At 51.0% G+C, this 15,545-nt stretch carries 14 protein-coding genes; 6 read left to right on the forward strand and 8 right to left on the reverse strand.

What is annotated here, in order from left to right:
• Positions 1-9 precede the first annotated feature (9 nt).
• From hisF to hisB, 5 genes are read right to left on the reverse strand one after another with little or no spacing between them, the layout of a single operon-like run.
• A complete protein-coding gene (hisF, locus tag F4Y64_00510; protein MXX96091.1) occupies positions 10-774 on the reverse strand; it encodes an imidazole glycerol phosphate synthase subunit HisF in 765 nt (254 codons plus the stop codon).
• Complete coding sequence (hisA, locus tag F4Y64_00515; GenBank protein ID MXX96092.1) at positions 765-1,511, reverse strand: 1-(5-phosphoribosyl)-5-[(5-phosphoribosylamino)methylideneamino]imidazole-4-carboxamide isomerase; 747 nt, start codon at positions 1,509-1,511, stop codon at positions 765-767. The genes hisF and hisA overlap by 10 nt, the downstream gene beginning before the upstream one ends.
• Positions 1,508-2,119, reverse strand: coding sequence for an imidazole glycerol phosphate synthase subunit HisH (gene hisH, locus F4Y64_00520; GenBank protein MXX96093.1), 612 nt, complete (start codon positions 2,117-2,119; stop codon positions 1,508-1,510). Before hisH ends, hisA begins: the two co-directional genes overlap by 4 nt.
• 12 nt (positions 2,120-2,131) lie before the next feature.
• On the reverse strand, positions 2,132-2,953 hold the full coding sequence (gene proC / locus F4Y64_00525) for a pyrroline-5-carboxylate reductase (protein ID MXX96094.1): 822 nt from the start codon (positions 2,951-2,953) through the stop codon (positions 2,132-2,134).
• A gap of 3 nt (positions 2,954-2,956) precedes the next feature.
• Positions 2,957-3,559 carry an imidazoleglycerol-phosphate dehydratase HisB gene (gene hisB, locus F4Y64_00530; GenBank protein MXX96095.1) on the reverse strand — a complete coding sequence of 201 codons (603 nt, stop codon included), beginning with the start codon at positions 3,557-3,559 and terminating at the stop codon, positions 2,957-2,959.
• A 131-nt stretch (positions 3,560-3,690) separates the two neighbouring features.
• Between hisB and metG the strand changes: the two genes are divergently transcribed.
• From metG to F4Y64_00550, 4 genes are all read left to right on the forward strand, one after another.
• Entirely contained in the window at positions 3,691-5,781 is a 2,091-nt protein-coding gene (gene metG / locus F4Y64_00535) for a methionine--tRNA ligase (protein MXX96096.1), read from the forward strand.
• Between the two features lie 585 nt (positions 5,782-6,366).
• On the forward strand, positions 6,367-7,770 hold the full coding sequence (locus F4Y64_00540; GenBank protein MXX96097.1) for a circularly permuted type 2 ATP-grasp protein: 1,404 nt from the start codon (positions 6,367-6,369) through the stop codon (positions 7,768-7,770).
• On the forward strand, positions 7,767-8,735 hold the full coding sequence (locus F4Y64_00545; GenBank protein ID MXX96098.1) for an alpha-E domain-containing protein: 969 nt from the start codon (positions 7,767-7,769) through the stop codon (positions 8,733-8,735). Before F4Y64_00540 ends, F4Y64_00545 begins: the two co-directional genes overlap by 4 nt.
• Positions 8,732-9,592, forward strand: coding sequence for a transglutaminase family protein (locus F4Y64_00550; protein ID MXX96099.1), 861 nt, complete (start codon positions 8,732-8,734; stop codon positions 9,590-9,592). The genes F4Y64_00545 and F4Y64_00550 overlap by 4 nt, the downstream gene beginning before the upstream one ends.
• A gap of 100 nt (positions 9,593-9,692) precedes the next feature.
• On the opposite strand, the gene lpdA is transcribed toward F4Y64_00550, so the two are convergent.
• From lpdA to F4Y64_00565, 3 genes are read right to left on the reverse strand one after another with little or no spacing between them, the layout of a single operon-like run.
• The gene (gene lpdA / locus F4Y64_00555) at positions 9,693-11,108 is read right to left on the reverse strand and encodes a dihydrolipoyl dehydrogenase (GenBank protein ID MXX96100.1); all 1,416 of its coding nucleotides are present in this window, start codon (positions 11,106-11,108) and stop codon (positions 9,693-9,695) included.
• 45 nt (positions 11,109-11,153) lie between these two features.
• Positions 11,154-11,909 carry a DUF4292 domain-containing protein gene (locus tag F4Y64_00560; GenBank protein MXX96101.1) on the reverse strand — a complete coding sequence of 252 codons (756 nt, stop codon included), beginning with the start codon at positions 11,907-11,909 and terminating at the stop codon, positions 11,154-11,156.
• Entirely contained in the window at positions 11,906-12,787 is an 882-nt protein-coding gene (locus F4Y64_00565) for an ATP-NAD kinase (protein ID MXX96102.1), read from the reverse strand. Before F4Y64_00565 ends, F4Y64_00560 begins: the two co-directional genes overlap by 4 nt.
• 71 nt (positions 12,788-12,858) lie before the next feature.
• Here F4Y64_00565 and F4Y64_00570 point away from each other — a divergent pair, with 71 nt between their 5' ends.
• Both F4Y64_00570 and F4Y64_00575 read left to right on the forward strand, forming a co-directional pair.
• Positions 12,859-14,115 carry an NAD(P)/FAD-dependent oxidoreductase gene (locus tag F4Y64_00570; GenBank protein ID MXX96103.1) on the forward strand — a complete coding sequence of 419 codons (1,257 nt, stop codon included), beginning with the start codon at positions 12,859-12,861 and terminating at the stop codon, positions 14,113-14,115.
• Between the two features lie 8 nt (positions 14,116-14,123).
• The gene (locus F4Y64_00575; GenBank protein ID MXX96104.1) at positions 14,124-15,545 is read left to right on the forward strand and encodes a 4Fe-4S binding protein; all 1,422 of its coding nucleotides are present in this window, start codon (positions 14,124-14,126) and stop codon (positions 15,543-15,545) included.

Consider the following 15,545-nt stretch of genomic DNA (forward strand, 5'->3'; position numbering starts at 1 on the left):
TCGAACGACTTAGATGAGCCTGACGGTAATCCCCGCATCATGCAGAAATTGTTTTGCCTGTATGATCGTAACCTGTTTAAAGTGGAACATGGACGCAGCAAGAACAGCGTGAGCGCGCCCGATTAGCAGAGCATCCCGTAAATGCTCAAGTGTACCAGCGCCACCCGAGGCGATAACGGGAAGCTGCACAAGTTCATCTAGCCGTTGCAACAGCTCCAGATCATATCCAATCTGAGTACCATCCCGGTCCATGGATGTGACCAATAATTCACCAGCGCCTCGCGTCTCTGCTTCTTTGGCCCACTCAAGTCCATCAATTCCTGTGGCTCGCCGTCCTCCGTGTGTATAGACTTCCCAGCCTCCCTGGGGGCGTCGTTTCATGTCAATTGCCACGACCACACATTGGGCGCCGAATGCCTCAGCACATTCTGTTATGAGATCGGGTGTCCGAATTGCAGCGGAGTTGATGGCGACTTTATCCGCCCCGGCGTGAAGCATTTTTCGCATATCCTCCAAGGTTCGGATACCTCCGCCAACGGTCAGAGGGATAAAAATCTGTTCGGCCGTTTGACGAACAACATCGTGCATGATATCACGCCCTTCATGGGTTGCCGTAATATCCAGAAATACAAGCTCATCGGCTCCCTCCTTGTTGTACACATGCGCCTGTTCAAGGGGATCCCCGGCATCAACCAGGTCCACGAACTGGATTCCTTTTACGACGCGCCCCTGATCCACATCTAGGCAGGGGATAATCCGCTTGGTTAGGGGCATCTTTTTAATCCTTCGGGCCAAAGAGTATGGTCTGAAAATTTTCCCTCATAGAGTGCCCGGCCAATGATGACTGAATCTACACCGACAGACTCCAGTTCGTCCAATGCTGCTAAATCTTCCGGCCCGGATACACCACCACTTGCCATCAGTTTCGCAGATTCAAGCTGCATCCCTAAAGTGCGATAGGCACTCAGATTGGGGCCAGTCATAGTACCGTCTCGACTGATGTCGGTATAGATAATACGGCGAATTCCGCATCGTTCCATCTCTCTTGCAAACTCAAAAGCAGCCACCCCGGTCCCTTCAAGCCATCCGCTCACACGGACCTCCCCCCCTTTGGCATCTATGCCAACTGCAACACGTTCTGCTCCATATTTTGTAACCATTGTACGGACGAGTGAAGGATCCTGAACGGCAGCGGTACCGATGATCACCCGGTGGATTCCATGCTCAAGGATACGGGTGACATCTGCACTGGACCGAATTCCTCCACCAGTTTGGACCGGAATGGACACTTGTTTTGCGATCGAAGCAATTGTTTCTGTATTGTGTGTCTGTCCTCCGGATCGTGCAGCGTCAAGGTCGACAACATGCAACAGTGTTGCTCCCTGAGATTCCCATTTTTGGGCAACCGTCAAGGGGTTACGATGATAGTTGGTTACCTGATCGTATGCTCCCTGCATCAACCGTACACAGCATCCATCCAAGAGGTCAATTGCCGGCACCGGAATAATCATACAAGTTGGGCGAAATTTGATAAAATTTGAAGACCAACTTTGTGACTCTTTTCCGGGTGGAATTGTACCCCGTAGACATTATCTCGTCCCACGACAACCGGGAGGGTTGCTCCGTACTCTGTAGAGGCAATTACGTCATTCGGGTCGGTCTTACTTGCGTAGAAGGAATGTGCGAAGTAGCAGCACGCACCATCGGGTAGGTCATGCAGAAGCGGGCTGGGCTGGACCGGCGAAACCACATTCCATCCCATGTGGGGGATTTTCAGAGTAGGATCTTGTGGTTTCAACGCTTCTACATGCCCGCTCAGTAGCCCTAAGCCAACATGTCGGCCTTTTTCCGAACTAGATTCAAAGAGCATTTGCATTCCCACACAAACCCCCAGGAATGGTACCTTGCGAGCAATTGCATCCAGAATCGGTTGTTCCAGCCCTCTCTTTCTTACTTCCTGGATACAGGCACCAAAAGCGCCGACGCCGGGAAGTACAAGTCGGTCCGCCTGATCAATGGCTTCTGGGGCATCCGTCCGGATTACCCCCGAGGCAACATACTGGAACGCTCTCTCAATGGAATGCAGATTCCCGATACCGTAGTCGATAATCGTAATCATGGAGGCCAACCATCAATTTCCACTGAGTTCCTTGGAACGTTCTGTTGCGGTCGCAACAGCGTGGATGAACATGGTGCGCAAACCATGCTGTTCCAATTCTGCAATCGCGGAGATAGAAGTTCCACCTGGCGTGGTAACTTCATCGCGCAGGATCGCAGGATGCTTATCGGTTTGATCTGCAAGTTGCGCCGCTCCAAGTACAGTTTGCTTGGTCAACCTGAAGGCTGTTGAGCGGGGAAGACCCTGTTTTACGCCGGCATCGGTCAGGGCTTCAATCAGCATGTAGACGTACGCCGGGCCACTGCCACTGAGTCCAGTGACTGCGTCCATAAGGTACTCCGGGACCCGCTCCACCCTGCCTACGGCCTCAAACATTTCTCGAACTAATTCAACGTGTTCAACAGATGCGGAGGCTCCTGCGCAGATAGCAGTCGCTCCCTTGAACACCGTCATTGGCGTGTTTGGCATTGTACGGACAACCGGTTGATGGTCCGGGAATTCCTTTGCGATCCGGTCTGTAGTAAGCCCGGCGAGTACAGAAACAATCAAGGTTCCCGGATTGACGAATTCACGAATTTCTTCCGCGACACTCAGCCAATTTGTGGGTTTAACGGCCAGTACGATGATAGAGGCATCTTTGACGGCTGCTTTGTTATCTACGCCCGCAGATACGCCGGGAAGTTTTCTATGTAGAATCTCCAAGCCATTTGGATTCCGCCGGGTTACGCGAACTCTCGATGGATCCAGGTGTCCGCCTGAGATCAACCCGCCAACGAGAGCACGGCCGATATTGCCTGCACCAATGACAGCTATGGTTTGATGGGAGAGTGACATGGATTAGAGGACCCCTTTAGTTGATGGCATCTTTGAATTGTCTTCGCTCTGTTGTACGGCGATTCTTAATGCACGCCCGACAGATTTGAAGATCGCTTCAATCTTGTGATGCGTGTTGATCCCGTAGAGGACGCTTATATGCAGTGTACAATGTGCATGCTCTGCAAAGCTGTACCAGAAATGCTGGACAAGTTCAGTTGGGAGGTCTCCCACCGTTGGACGATCAAAATCTCCTTCAAAATAGAGTACGAATCGGCCGGAGAGATCAATCGCTGTACGGGCCAATGCTTCGTCCATCGGCACGTATGCATGGCCATAACGTGTGATATGGGATTTATCTCCCAGTGCTTTCCGTAGCGCCTGACCGAGACAAATCCCAACATCTTCGACGGTGTGGTGTTCGTCAACATCAAGGTCTCCACTGCACTTGGTTTTTAGATCGAATTGACCGTGCTTTGCAAAAAGGTCCAACATATGATCCAGAAACCCAACCCCTGTCTGGTTTTTGTAATCACCAGTTCCATCAAGGTTGAACTGGACGGAGACATTAGTTTCCCCGGTCTTTCGGGTGATCGAACTTTGCCGATCAGAAGTAACAGGTTCCATCACTGGCAAATATGGTTTAATCCGGCTTGTACGCACAAGTACACGGTTTGGCGCGTAGGTACACAATACTGTGGTCAGGATCCGCAGCGATGAGTTTTTGTTGAACCGTAACAAGAATATAAGTATGATCTATGCCGGACGAGTCTTTTAAGCGCACCTTGGTGACGTCTGCGTTGCCGTACGCCAATGGTCCGGTACATATTGGACATCTTGCAGGTGCTTATTTACCAGCGGATATTTATGTTCGCTATCTGAGGTTACAGGGTCGTGATGTGGTATATGTCTGTGGGTCGGATGAATATGGTGTAGCGATCGTGATGCAGGCAATGCAGGAGAACGTCACTCCTCAGGAAGTCGTTGATCGTTACCATCCCATGATCCGAGACAGTTTTGAGGGGTTCGGAATTAGTTTTGACAACTATAGCCGCACCACACGTGAGGTCCACACGGAGACCAGTCAGGATTTTTTTCGGAGATTATCCGAGAAGAATGAGTTTGTGCTGAAGCGAGAGGAGCATCTTTACGACCCGGAGGCAAAGGTTTTTCTCGCAGATCGTTTTGTGCATGGCACCTGTCCCATTTGTGGTTACGAGGATGCCTATGGAGATCAGTGTGAAAAGTGTGGCACATCACTCAGCCCCACGGAGATCAAAAATCCGCGGAGCACACTCACCGATGCAGTCCCGGAGTTGCGCCCGACGACTCACTGGTATTTGCCCCTGGGACAGTGGCAGAGCCGATTGGAAGCCTACATTTCCAGTCATTCTGACTGGAAGCCGAATGTTCTTGGGCAGATTGGGGCTTGGTTTACAGACGGATTGCGTGACCGGGCAATCACCCGTGACGTTCCTTGGGGAGTTCCCGTACCACAGGAAGCTGCGGACGCAGCTGGTGTGCAATCAGAGGGGAAAGTGATTTATGTATGGTTTGATGCACCGATTGGATACATTTCATCAACGCGGGAATGGGCGCAGCGCAAAGGTGATCCAGAGCGATGGAAGCTGTACTGGCAGGATGAGGATTCCAGACTAATTCACTTTATTGGCAAGGACAATATCGTATTCCATACACTGATGTTTCCCGCGATGCTGATGGGCTACGGGGAGTATGTAGTGCCGGATCAGGTTCCTGCGAATGAGTTTCTGAACATTGAAGGCAGCAAGTTGTCAACGAGTCGAGGATGGGCGGTGTGGTTGCACGAGTACCTCAATGATTTTCCTCCAGACTTGCTACGTTATGTACTCACTAGTACGCTCCCCGAGTCCAAAGACTCTGATTTCAACTGGAATGATTTTCAGACGCGCGTCAACAGTGAGCTAGCGGATATATTAGGCAATTTTGTCAATCGTGCTCTGACATTTGCCGAGCGCGAGTTTGACAATAAGGTCCCTCCACTGTCTTCTCCTTCTGCAGCAGATGAAGCAGCTCTTGCAGAATTGGCAGGGTACCCGCAGCAGATCGGGGCAGCCTATGAGCGGTTTCGGTTCCGCGAAGCAGCGCGTTTGACGATGAATATGGCGAGACTGGGGAATAAGTACTTCAATGACCAGGTTCCATGGGTTACGCGGAAGACCAACCGGTCTCAGTGTGCCAATACAGTTCATGTATCTCTACAGATTGCGGCAGCGTTGTCAGTACTGATGGATCCGGTTCTTCCGTTTTCGGCAGAAAAGCTTCGAGGTATGTTGAGGTTCGGGGGAGTTCGATCCAGTCTACCTGACTCCGATCATTCGGAGGGGATTGGTTGGTCGGAGGCAGCTTCCTCTCCACTTCCAGCAGGACATGAACTTGGTCGCAAAGAAATTCTCTTTCATAAAGTAACGGACGATACCATTCAGACACAGATCGAAAAATTAGAATCCACCGACCCGGAATCGGGTCCCCCGTATGTGGAAGCAAAACCCACAATCAGCTACGATGATTTTGCAAAACTGGATCTTCGGACCGGTCGCATACTTAGTGCAGAGCCAGTTCCAAAATCCAAAAAACTGCTAAAGTTGCAGGTAGATCTTGGCTATGAAACCCGTCAGATCCTTGCGGGGGTTGCAGAACATTTTCAACCGGAGGAAATGATCGGGCAGTCCGTTGTGGTAGTCGCGAATTTGGCACCTAGGAAGATGATGGGGCTTGAGAGTCAGGGAATGCTTCTGATGGGGGAAGACAGAGAAGGACGTCTGTCACTCATTTCTTCAGGAAGCGAGGAGGGATCCATTATCTGCTAAGATCAATCTGGAGCTAAAAGATTGGAAAGGAAACTCGAATCCAGATTGAATAGCAGATCAACGTCTGTACACATACTGTACCAGAGGCTCATTGTATGTGGTCATGCTCCAAGCCCGGTTTGTTCTTGCTAGGAATAACGACGGTTGTGCAAATCCCCTACGGACTGACATCATTGCCACCGATGTTGGATAAGCATTGAGTCTGACTTCCGTTCCGACTCAACATATCCGAGGTTGTCAGAAAATCATTCACACGTTCATAAATGATTTTCAGAGAATCTCACAAATGACTGCAATTCGGATGTGCTAGCTTAAGTATCGGGTGGTTTTTGAGAGGCCATCGGGTCGTGGACGCCGCTGCAAATTGTAGTATATTGAACCGGAGCCTGAAACAAATCTGGCTAAGAAAATGGGATTGTACCGAAAACGGATACACCAGTGACGGCAACCACATCTACCCAGGATAATTTGAGCGCCACGGCACACCTGTCTTTCGATCGCGAAAGGCAAAGCGTAGCTGGCCCCACCGTTGCTGGCAAAGGAGGTTTTTCTGATTATTCGATAGAAAGCCGTTTTCGCGACGAGATGTTCCACGACGATAGGACACTGCGGACGGTAGCGGAACGTCTAGGTACGGCGCTTAACAATGCCACACCAGAGCAGTTGATGCAGCTTCAGGATGGTGTTCGGCGGCAGTTCCTTCACGAGGGGATTACCTTCACTGTTATTGGCAAAGAAGAAGTCACCGAACAAATTATTCCCATCGACTGCGTGCCGAGGGTTCTAACTGCTTCTGAATGGGATCATATTGACCAAGGGCTTCGACAGCGCTTGCGCGCGATCAATCTGTTCCTGAAGGATATTTATCATGAAGGATGGTCATTGCGTGACGGTATCGTGCCCTACGAATTGGTTTTGGGATGCCCCCAATACCGCATGGAGATGTTGGGTACAAAGGTGCCCCACGATATCTATGTATCAGTTTGCGGCACCGATATAGTCCGTACTCGCGATGGATTTGCCGTCCTCGAGGACAATCTTCGCGTACCATCCGGTGTCTCCTACATGCTCGCCTGCCGTGCTGCGATAAAGCAAGCAATGCCGCGACTGTATCGGGCACATAATGTGCGAGAGGTCCTTCCATACCCAGGACAACTTTATTCCCAGTTGGCCTCACTCGTTACTTGGACACAGAGTCCACGGATAGCCGTGCTGACTCCCGGCCGGTACAACTCAGCGTACTACGAACATGCCTTTCTCGCTGGCGAGATGGGCGCCGAACTCGTTGAGGGACGGGACTTGGTCGTGCATGATGGTCTGGTGTACATGCGAACGGTCACCGGGCTCAAGAAAGTTGATGTAATCTACCGAAGGGTGGACGACGATTTTCTGGATCCGGTGACTTTTCGTAATGATTCCCTCTTGGGAGTCCCGGGACTGTTCCACGCATATAGGGTGGGCAACGTCGTAATCGCCAATGCTCCTGGTACCGGTGTGGCTGATGACAAGGCGCTTTATGCCTATGTACCCGACCTTATTCGATATTTTCTTTCCGAGGAACCGATTCTTTCCAATGTCGAGACGTACCTGTGCCGGACCACCGAGGGACTAACATATACACTGGAAAATCTTGACAAATTAGTCGTGAAGGAAGTTGGAGGATCTGGAGGATATGGGATGCTGGTCGGGCCGCATGCATCGGCAAAGGAGAAGAAGGATTTTGCTGAACGGCTGCGAACCGATCCGTCGAATTTTATTTCCCAGCCGACGCTCGCACTTTCTCGGGCACCGTGCTTTATTGACGGAAAGGTGGTGCCACGCCATGTAGACGTTCGCCCTTTTGTGCTGCAAGGAAGAAAAGAAACCTGGATAGCGCCTGGGGGGCTCTGTCGCGTCGCACTTCGTCAGGGAAGCCTAGTTGTCAACTCGAGTCAGGGCGGAGGTTGCAAGGATTTGTGGGTCATTAACGAAGAAGAAAGGAATTCGTGATGCTAGCTAGAGCTGCTGGGGATTTTTACTGGATGGGTCGATATTTCGAGCGTGCTGAGCATACTGCACGCCTGTTGGACTATCATCTTGCACACTTGGTCGATACGCCTGCTGATGTGCTGGCACGCGGTTGGCAACTCTTGTATGCAGCACTGGCACAACCTCCTCCCATATCTCCCACGGAAACTGGCGATGCAGAGGCCTTTTTGGTTCCCGATGCCTTTGCTCTTGCCGCTCACCTGATTGAGGACACCGAAAACCCAGATGCCATCATCCAGAGTTGGACCAAAGCACGCGATAATGCTAAACAGCTTCGCCCGTGGTTACCGGTTCGGGTTTGGACATGTCTCAATGATGGTTTTCTATGGCTTCGAGACTGCGACTTTACGGAGTATTGGGCCCAGGGGCCCAATAGGCTGCCTGCAGGGGTCGTTGACCGACTGAGGCATTTATCCGGCGTCGTCGAAGCCAGGATGTCTAGGGACAATGCGTGGAGATTCCTCGAGCTAGGCCGTTTTGTCGAACGGCTGCAGCTCCAGACAGCCCTGTTGCGAGCATGGTCCAATCCCTCAAATAAAAACTCTCAAGTGTGGGCAGGACTGTTGGAGGTGTGCGCTGCCTACGAGGCATACTGCCGAACGTGTTCAATGGTAATTCAACCTAGACAGGCACTGGCATTTTTGATAGCCAATCCTGAGGTTTCGCGTTCCCTGAGTTTCGCAACGCGGTCCGTTCAAGTTTTGCTATCAGATATAGATCCGGCAGGTGGACGGTATCCGCGAAGAGCGCCGCACCGCCGCGCACTGCGTTTGGCCGGCGCAATTGAGACAAACCTGCACGCATCCGCGGAAATTGCAGATACACAGGAATTCCTGGGGGACTTTGCTGAAGAGTGCCGCACACTTCATGATCTCATCATTGCAGAATATATAGATTATCCCTTGGAGCAGGGATTACCGTCATGACTTCCCGCTACTCAATACGTCACGAGTTAGAATTCACGTACGAAAGTGCAGTGACTGGTTCGGTGATTACGCTTTTTCTGGCACCTGCTCGTAATCTTCGCCAGTTGGTCCACAGCTTTTCACTTAGTAGCGATCCGGGGGGATCTATCTTTACTTTTACCGGCCCTTATGGTAACCGGGGGCATTTTTTTGATCGCCCCAGCCCACATCACGAACTTCATATCCGTGCGCTTTCTGAGGTTGGTGTGGTTCCCGAATCTCCGCTGCCTGAATCTCTCGGCATCTTAAGCTGGGCCGCGCTCGAAGCTGCTATACAGGCTCCAGAACAGTGGATAATGCTCCAGCCCAGCCACTTCGCACGGCCCTCATCCGCCACGCTGAAGCGATTCATGAAGGAATTCGGGATAGAGAAAGCCAACACCCCCTTGAGCAGCATCCAGGAACTTAAAGCGGCACTGCGTGCGGCCTTTGTCTACGAGCCCGGGAATACCACAGCGCAGTCGCCGATAGATCATATACTTGAAAGTGGTCGGGGTGTCTGCCAAGACTATGCTCACGTGATGATTTCAATATTGCGGAGTTGGGGCATTCCCTCTCGTTACGTGTCAGGATATCTTGGGCCGGACGGTAATGTTGGCGGGCGCAGTGAGAGTCACGCATGGGTTGAATGCTGGTTGCCGGACGCAGGATGGTTTGGTGTGGATCCCGTCAACGATGGAGACTGCGATGAGCGGCACATCCAGGTCGCAGTCGGGAGGGATTATAATGATTTTCCTCCAGTACGCGGCGTATTTAGCGGTATGTTGGATTCTAAGCTTGTCACTCACGTAGAGATAGTTCGCCAGGGACCAAATTGATCCACTTCCCCGCTAACTTTGGGGTGTCTCCGTATCAATGATGTGGCACTTCAAGGATTAATCCACCGCGTCCTAACCCAAAACAATCAATGGGAGAATGCTAAATATTGATGGACTGCCCCAGTGCGTCACGCGTTGCTTCCATGATAGCCTCGGACAGGGTTGGGTGCGGATGAACCGCGTCCAGAATTTCATGATACGTGGTCTCAAGCGTACGCGCAGTGACGACCTCCGCGATGAGTTCCGTAGCATCATGGCCGATCACATGGCAGCCAAGAAGCTCACCGTACTTCGCGTCATAGATCACCTTTACGAAACCATCAGTGTGTCCAGCCGCAGAAGCTTTCCCAGATGCAGAAAAGGGGAATTTGCCAATCTTGATATCCAACCCTTTTTCACGGGCAGCATGCTCAGTATACCCCACGGAGGCAATCTGGGGTTGGCAATAGGTACATCCTGGAATATTTTCCTTGTCCAGCGCATGGACTTCTTTTCCGGCGATGTTTTCAACGCAGAGGATACCTTCATGACTCGCCTTGTGGGCAAGCCACGGCGGACCGGCCACATCCCCGATTGCATAGACGCCTTTAATTTTGGTGCGGGATAATGCGTCCGTTTTAATAAATCCACCATCAGTTTCGACCCCAACATCCTCCAGCCCCAAGTCTTCAATATTTCCTGTAATTCCAACCGAACTAAGGACCTGATCAACCTCAATGACCTCTTTTTTCCGGGAGGTTTTCAGATGCACTTTGAGGGTCTTACCGTCTTCTACACGTTCAACTGTTGCACCAGTACTGACCTTGATTCCAGCTTTTTTGAATGACCGGGCTAACTGTTTGGATACATCCTCGTCTTCAATCGGCACAATGCGATTTTGAAGCTCAACCAGATGCACTTCTGTGCCCATGTGATGATAAAAATATGCGAACTCCACTCCGATCGCACCTGCGCCAGCAATCAGCAATCGGGCGGGCCGTGTTTCTTGGAGCATCGCTCCCTTATAGTCAATAATTTTTTCTCCGTCAATCGGAAGAGGGGGAATCTCCCTGGCTCGTGCCCCTGTTGCTAGGATAATGTGCTTTGCCTTGAGCTTACGCGCACGCCCCACTTTTTTACCATCCATATCCACAGATGGACTGACACTCAATGCACCGCTTCCAGTCAACTTCGCATGTCCAAATATCACCTCGATATTATTCTTTTTCATGAGGTACTGTACACCAGAGTTCATTTTCTTGGCAACCGTTCGACTGCGTTCGATCACCTTTGGGAAATCAGCACGAACTGTTCCTTCCAGTTCCAAGCCATAAGAACTCAAATTATTGGCATAAGACACAAGCTCTGCACTTTTCAGAAGTGCCTTGGTGGGAATACAGCCTACATTCAGGCAGACCCCACCCAACTTATTTTTTTCAACCACCGCAGTCTTGAAGCCAAGTTGTGTGGCCCGGATTGCAGTTTCATATCCGCCGGGTCCTGTCCCGACTACAATGACATCGAAGGTATTTGACATGAGAGAGATAAATTCAAGAGAATGGTTAAAGATAAAGGTCTGCGCTTATTCTTCAGGTAATGGAACGCGATTTACATCATTGGGCAGGTCAAGAGACATGGAGGCAATGGGTTCATCGATCAAGAGAGATCGGTAGTACAGAATTGCATTTGTACTTATCGCCGGGTTCCGGTAGATGATCTGGCGTGGAAAGAACTCTTCGCCAACCGCAAAAAAATCGTTAAAGTAGAGGGCTTCCATAAGTGTCCCAGACGCGTCATGTTGCACCATCTGGACCGTGCGCCAGTGCTCAGGATCAACCGTATAGGTTCTGTGCATAAGTGAATCCGTAAGGACTAATCCATCTTGGGTTGACTTCAGTTGAAGGGGAGTTCCTCGGATTGGGCGAACGTAGCCAAGCATCTGCTCAATTGCATTCTGAACAGAAAATAAAGCTGGCAATGCTGGATGACCACTGCCTGCTATACCTAATGTTTGCGCAAATCGATCATAGAAGAACAAGCTGTCTTGCGTAACCAATAAACGGCCGCCCTCTATGTTAAGACCTCGGACACGGAAGACCATAAGCAGTGAATCGGCCCTGCGATGTGAGATCTCAGCGGTCACTGTACCCGAGTAGAGCGGGGTCTTCATCGACAGATCCCCCCTTGCTTGCAGGGAGGTGGGGAGCGAATGAGCCCAAACGCTATCCAACACGGATTCGACCTCATAGATCGTAGCTGGATCAATCCGATCAAGGGCAGGGCGGGAGCTGGCACATCCGGCAATGATTAATACAATCAGTATGACAGTGACTCTCATGGAATCATTTGAGGCCCCATTCCCCAGGAAAGTTTGGACCGAAGGGTGCCGAAATAATGCGTATCCTCAAGCCGGATCAGCTTGATGGAGTGATCGGCCCGGCGTATCGTGTAGGGTTCCTGCTTTTGAGTAATGAGGTGCGTTCGCCCATCCAGAGCAATCGTACAATCTGATGAGCTTGATGCCAACTGCAGGGTCAGGGTTGATTCTGCAGGTAATACAATCGGACGAACAGTCAGACTGTGCGGGGCGACAGGACTCACGAGGATCACATTGCTCCCGGGCATGACGATAGGCCCCCCAACGGCCAGCGAATAGGCGGTTGACCCAGTCGGGGTCGCAATAATCAGCCCATCTCCCCAGTAACGGTTTAGTTTGGTCCCGTCAACCAGCATATCTATCGCCGCAAGGCCACCTGCAGGTTGCCGGGTGACGACGATGTCATTGAGGGCCCAGCCGGTATGCGGTCCAGTCAGGCTCAGGGCACTTCGTTGTTCAATCTGGTATTGGTCAGTATTCAGTAAGTGCAGTGCGTGCTGGATCCGGCTGGCTTCAACATCGGCCAAAAACCCGAGATGTCCAATGTTGATTCCCAGAATTGGAACGCCAGTTCCACCAACTTCGAAGGCTGTGTGCAGAAGGGTTCCATCTCCCCCGATGGAAAGGATAATACTGCTCGTGTGGGCGAGAGCATCCGAAGATACTTTTTCTGCACACTCGGCAGATATGAGAGAACGCTCCAGAAGACCCTCAGCAATAGGGGTGTGTAGCTGATAGTCGATCTCTTCCGTCTCCATCCAGGCGATCAATCGCTGGATGAGCGGCCACAACTCATCCTTTGCTGTATTCCCGGCAATCCCGTAGATCATCTTCGGCATGAGCGAGTCAAACGTTAAGGTGTTGATATGTTATATCTCCTAGCGTAACTTCCTGTAAATCATTATGTGTCATGGCTCGGCGTATCGTCATTATTGGAAACGGGATCACAGGCGTTACCGCTGCACGGTTTATACGCAAGTTAAGTGATGACAGCATCACAGTGGTGTCCAGTGAAACCGATCACTTTTACGCACGAACTGCTCTGATGTACATTTACATGGGGCATATGCGTTATCAGGAGACCAAGCCCTATGAAGATCATTTCTGGTCCAAGAATAGAATAAACCTTGTTCGGGGGTATGCATCCCGGATTGATCCCGAACAGAAAGTGGTCCGGATTGCGGATGGGAACGATATTGCTTATGATGCACTTCTTCTGGCAACGGGGTCACAGTCAAACAAATTCGGTTGGCCCGGACAGGATTTAATGGGGGTACAGGGGCTGTACGGAATGCAGGACTTGGCATTGATGGAACAGAATACTCAGAACATCTCCCATGGGGTGGTAGTGGGAGGAGGCCTGATTGGCATAGAGATGGCAGAGATGCTTCATGCCCGGCACATCCCCGTAACGTTTCTTGTTCGGGAAAAAAGTTATATGGACTATTTGCTGCCCAAAGAAGAGTCAGCACTGATCAATCGTGAGATTTATGAGCACGGGATTGATCTAAGACTGGATACAGAGTTGAAGTCCATTCTTGGATCCAAATCCGTTGAAGCGGTTGAGACCAGCAACCATGAGTGTATTGAATGTCAATTTGTCGGTCTCACGGCGGGTGTCCATCCCAATATGGATCTTGCAAAAGCTTCGGGGATCGAGACAAACAAAGGCATTGTGGTCAATGAGTTTTTTGAAACCAATGTGCCGGACATCTATGCCGCCGGGGACTGTGCGGAATTCAATGCGGATGGTATCGGGAGTAGGCGGATTGAGCAACTATGGTATACCGGCCGAGCTCATGGGAAAGTAGTCGCCCGGACACTCTGTGGGCATCGGACCCCGTACCGGCGGGGAATATTCTTTAATTCGGCAAAATTTTTCACCATCGAATATCAGACCTACGGAGACGTACCTGCCCAACCGGAGTCACATATTCGGTCACAGTTATTTCAAGGGGAGAAAAAACTTCTACGGATCAACAGTGATCGCCATACTGGCAAGGTGCTGGGGTTCAATGCGATGGGGCTTCGCCTGCGACAGGATCAATGCGAAGGATGGATTCGAAGTGGCACTTCTGTAAAGGAGGTCCTCGCATCCATTGGGAAAGCTCGGTTTGATGCCGAATTTTATTCAAACGCGGTTTACCGTCAGGCCGCAGCGGTATAGAGATCCAAATGGAATATCAGGCAAGTTTACAGCTTACATCGTCAGGATCGACCTACTCTACACGTCAAAAAATTGGCTTAGCCCTCATTGGAGTTGGTCTCTTGGCACTTCTGGTTACTTTTTTGGGGGAAGGGGCGCTGAATCCTACGGTTACGTTTGCATTTTCACTTGTGGGGCTGCTGTTTGGCAGTGGGATTCTTTTTGCAGAGTTGCTTCGACAGCCAGCAGGGGTCAACAATAATAGCGTATGGTTTTCCGGGGTGACTGCACGTGGGATGGCAGGATGGATACTGGGGATCGTATTTACCGGTTTCTATATCATCCTTTACTGGGCTCCCTCAAACCTTGAACAGCTCGTGCGGGCCACCGATGGCCTGAGTGTGGCGATACGTGGGGGCCCTGCGGACCAATGGTTTTTGTATGGACTTTTTTATACCCTCGCCGTGCTCGTGATGGGAGCCCGGATGCTCATCAAGTACCGGGATAATCGCTACCAGATTCTGCGCACAATTTCGGTGATGTTTTTCCAGTTGGGGCTGGCGTTTTTGATCCCCAACCTTATGGTACTCTTGAATGAGCCAGAGTTTTATTTCAGTTATTTCTGGCCCCTCAAGTACGATTACCTGTGGCCGAGTACGTTTAGCTCCTTGACACAAGGGCCTGGTCTGGGGATTTTTCTGTTATTCTGGACCGCTGTAATGACCGTGATTGCCACGCCGGTCTTAACCTATTTCTATGGGAAGCGCTGGTATTGCTCATGGGTCTGTGGTTGTGGTGGTCTCGCAGAGACGGCAGGGGACCCGTTCCGGCATCTTTCTGACAAGTCAACCAAGGCATGGAAAATAGAGCGCTGGATGGTACACAGCGTTCTCGTTTTCGTGGTAGTGACGACCCTGATGCTCTGGGGCAATCAGTGGATGGGCGGCAGCCTGCTGGGTGGGATGTCACAAGAGTTTTCAAGATGGTATGGATTCTTTATCGGGTTGATTTTTGCCGGAGTGATCGGCGTTGGTTTCTATCCAATCATGGGATCCCGTGTGTGGTGTCGATTTGGATGCCCAATGGCGGCTGTGCTTGGTATTTTGCAAAAGTATTTCTCCAGATTCAGGATCACGACCAACGGCGGGCAATGTATTTCGTGTGGGAACTGCTCAACCTACTGCGAAATGGGGATTGATGTAAGGTGGTATGCGCAAAGAGGCCAGAATATTGTGCGTGCCTCCTGTGTGGGATGCGGGATGTGTGCGACGGTGTGTCCCCGAGGTGTGCTCCGTTTGGAGAATGGGCCGATGGAAGCCAGGTATAATGGTCCGGTGTTAATTCACCATGATGACATGTCTGTACAGCTAGATGATACGTGGAGGAAATCCCGCCCTCTCATGCCGTCGTTCCAGGAGGATCTACCCATCCTGACGGATGATGATCTTTGA

Source organism: Rhodothermaceae bacterium (assembly GCA_009838195.1).
Taxonomy (GTDB): Bacteria; Bacteroidota; Rhodothermia; order Rhodothermales; family Bin80; genus Bin80.

Bases quoted from the DNA above. Each gene is read 5' to 3' on its own strand.
- F4Y64_00575 (MXX96104.1), top strand. From the start codon at position 14,124: ATGGAATATCAGGCAAGTTTACAGCTTACATCGTCAGGATCGACCTAC.
- F4Y64_00550 (MXX96099.1), top strand. From the start codon at position 8,732: ATGACTTCCCGCTACTCAATACGTCACGAGTTAGAATTCACGTACGAA.
- F4Y64_00570 (MXX96103.1), top strand. From the start codon at position 12,859: ATGGCTCGGCGTATCGTCATTATTGGAAACGGGATCACAGGCGTTACC.
- lpdA (MXX96100.1), bottom strand. From the start codon at position 11,108: ATGTCAAATACCTTCGATGTCATTGTAGTCGGGACAGGACCCGGCGGA.
- hisB (MXX96095.1), bottom strand. From the start codon at position 3,559: ATGGAACCTGTTACTTCTGATCGGCAAAGTTCGATCACCCGAAAGACC.
- hisF (MXX96091.1), bottom strand. From the start codon at position 774: ATGCCCCTAACCAAGCGGATTATCCCCTGCCTAGATGTGGATCAGGGG.
- F4Y64_00565 (MXX96102.1), bottom strand. From the start codon at position 12,787: ATGCCGAAGATGATCTACGGGATTGCCGGGAATACAGCAAAGGATGAG.
- F4Y64_00560 (MXX96101.1), bottom strand. From the start codon at position 11,909: ATGAGAGTCACTGTCATACTGATTGTATTAATCATTGCCGGATGTGCC.
- F4Y64_00540 (MXX96097.1), top strand. From the start codon at position 6,367: ATGTTCCACGACGATAGGACACTGCGGACGGTAGCGGAACGTCTAGGT.
- metG (MXX96096.1), top strand. From the start codon at position 3,691: ATGCCGGACGAGTCTTTTAAGCGCACCTTGGTGACGTCTGCGTTGCCG.
- proC (MXX96094.1), bottom strand. From the start codon at position 2,953: ATGTCACTCTCCCATCAAACCATAGCTGTCATTGGTGCAGGCAATATC.
- hisA (MXX96092.1), bottom strand. From the start codon at position 1,511: ATGATTATTCCGGTGCCGGCAATTGACCTCTTGGATGGATGCTGTGTA.
- hisH (MXX96093.1), bottom strand. From the start codon at position 2,119: ATGATTACGATTATCGACTACGGTATCGGGAATCTGCATTCCATTGAG.